The organism is Nocardiopsis lucentensis DSM 44048 (assembly GCF_000341125.1).
Classification (GTDB): domain Bacteria; phylum Actinomycetota; class Actinomycetes; order Streptosporangiales; family Streptosporangiaceae; genus Nocardiopsis; species Nocardiopsis lucentensis.
Window position 1 is genome coordinate 1 of sequence record NZ_ANBC01000948.1, and the last position, 1,622, is coordinate 1,622.

1 protein-coding gene is annotated in these 1,622 nt (G+C 73.2%); it reads left to right on the top strand.

Translation table 11 applies throughout. The features are described 5' to 3' along the window. Positions 1–761 precede the first annotated feature (761 nt). Complete coding sequence (locus D471_RS0132195; RefSeq protein WP_017602419.1) at positions 762–1,619, top strand: hypothetical protein; 858 nt, start codon at positions 762–764, stop codon at positions 1,617–1,619. The last annotated feature ends 3 nt before the right edge of the window (positions 1,620–1,622 follow it).

A 1,622-nucleotide genomic window follows, 5' to 3' on the forward strand; every position in this document is an offset into this window, starting at 1 on the left:
GTCCTACGCGGGGGCGATCGGTTCCACACTGCCCGCTCAGCCAGATGAGGCTGGCGACTATCTGGAGGACTGAGATGAGTGAGCCCCCCGAGACCCCCGAGGTTCCGCAGGAGGCTCCCGCGCCGTCGCCGGAGCCTGCGACGAGCGGGGAGCAGAAGCAGAACACCAAGAAGAAGGAGTCCGGTTTCCCTGCCGGGCAGGTCGCCGTGGGCGGGCTCGGCGCGACCGTGCTCGGATCCGCGGCGCTGGCCTCGGCGGTCGGCCCGATTGGCTGGCTGGCCGCTCCCGCAGTCGCTACGGCGGGCGGGGTGGGCTATGTGGCCTACCGGCGTCGCCGTCGCCGTGGTGGTGGCCGTACCCCGGGTTCGGGTGCGGGTCGTGCGGCGAAGACGTCCCGCACGGTGACCAGGACGAGTTCGGGCGGTGCTGGTGTGCGCTCGGGGCTCGGCGGTCGGGGCCGTGCGTCGGGCCCGTCTGCCTCTCGGGCTGGTGGTCTGTCGCCCGCGCCCACCCGCCGCCGTGGCGGGTCGTCCGGAGGTGCGGGCGGGTCTTCGTCGCGCCGCACGGGTGGCCGCGGTTCCTCCCCCCGTGCGGGCCGCCCGGCCACGTCTCCCCGCAGCAGTATCCGTCCGGGGTCGTCGTCGGGCCGGGGTCTGATCTGGGGCGGTGACCGGACGTCCCGTAAACGCTCCGGCCGCGGCAGCAGCGGGTGGGGGCCGTCCTCGCCGCGTGGTCGCGACCGCAAGCAGACAGGAGGGTTCATGCCCAAGAACCGGTGGGGCGGCGCGTCCGGCAGCTCCACCCCGAAGACCGGGCGGCTCGGCCGCACAGCACGCCGGGCTGCGGGGTGGGCTGACGCCCGCACCGGGCGGCGCGCCTCCACCGCGTGGAAGGCGGCTCGCGGCGCCGGAGGCTTCCGGTCTGGCCGTCGTGCCGCCCGTGAGGCGCTACGCCAGCGGGCCAACCACAAGCCGATCGCCACGGGGTTCGTCGCGTTCGGCGCCGGTGTCGCCTCCATGTTCTCCGGGTGGCGTGACCGCGCCCGCGGGTGGGCGGACCAGCACATGGACACCGTCGACCCCAACACGAGGCGAGGGGGACCGGTGCCGGGCCACCCCGGGGCGTACTACGCCGACCCGCACGACAACCGGCCCGGCTACGTCGACCGTGAAGGCCTGGGGTCGGATCACCCCGGCTACACGACCGGACACTACGACACCAATGTCGACCCGCGGACGTGGGAACAGCGGGTCAGCAACACGCACACAGGAGGAAACACCATGCCCGGATTGCCCGCCGCTACGACCGCCGCTCAGATGGTCGCTGACATGTCCCGGTACGAACCGTCCGACGCCTACCGGGTCGTCGCCGAGTCCCGGCAGTGGGCTGACGTGCCCGGCCACGTGGCCCTGTCGGTGAAGGCCTACGTCGACCGGCTGGAAGCGGCCCGGTTCCCGATCAACCCGGCGATCAACTCCAAGCTGCTGGAGTTCGCGCGGGCGATCGCTGCCGCGAAGTCCGTCGCGGAGGAGATCGAGCCGCTCATGCGCAAGGCGCATGCCGATGACCTGGCGCGTCGGGAGAACCCGCGCGGCGACGAACGCAAGTGGAACGTCTGACCC

Bases quoted from the DNA above. Each gene is read 5' to 3' on its own strand.
- D471_RS0132195 (WP_017602419.1), top strand. From the start codon at position 762: ATGCCCAAGAACCGGTGGGGCGGCGCGTCCGGCAGCTCCACCCCGAAG.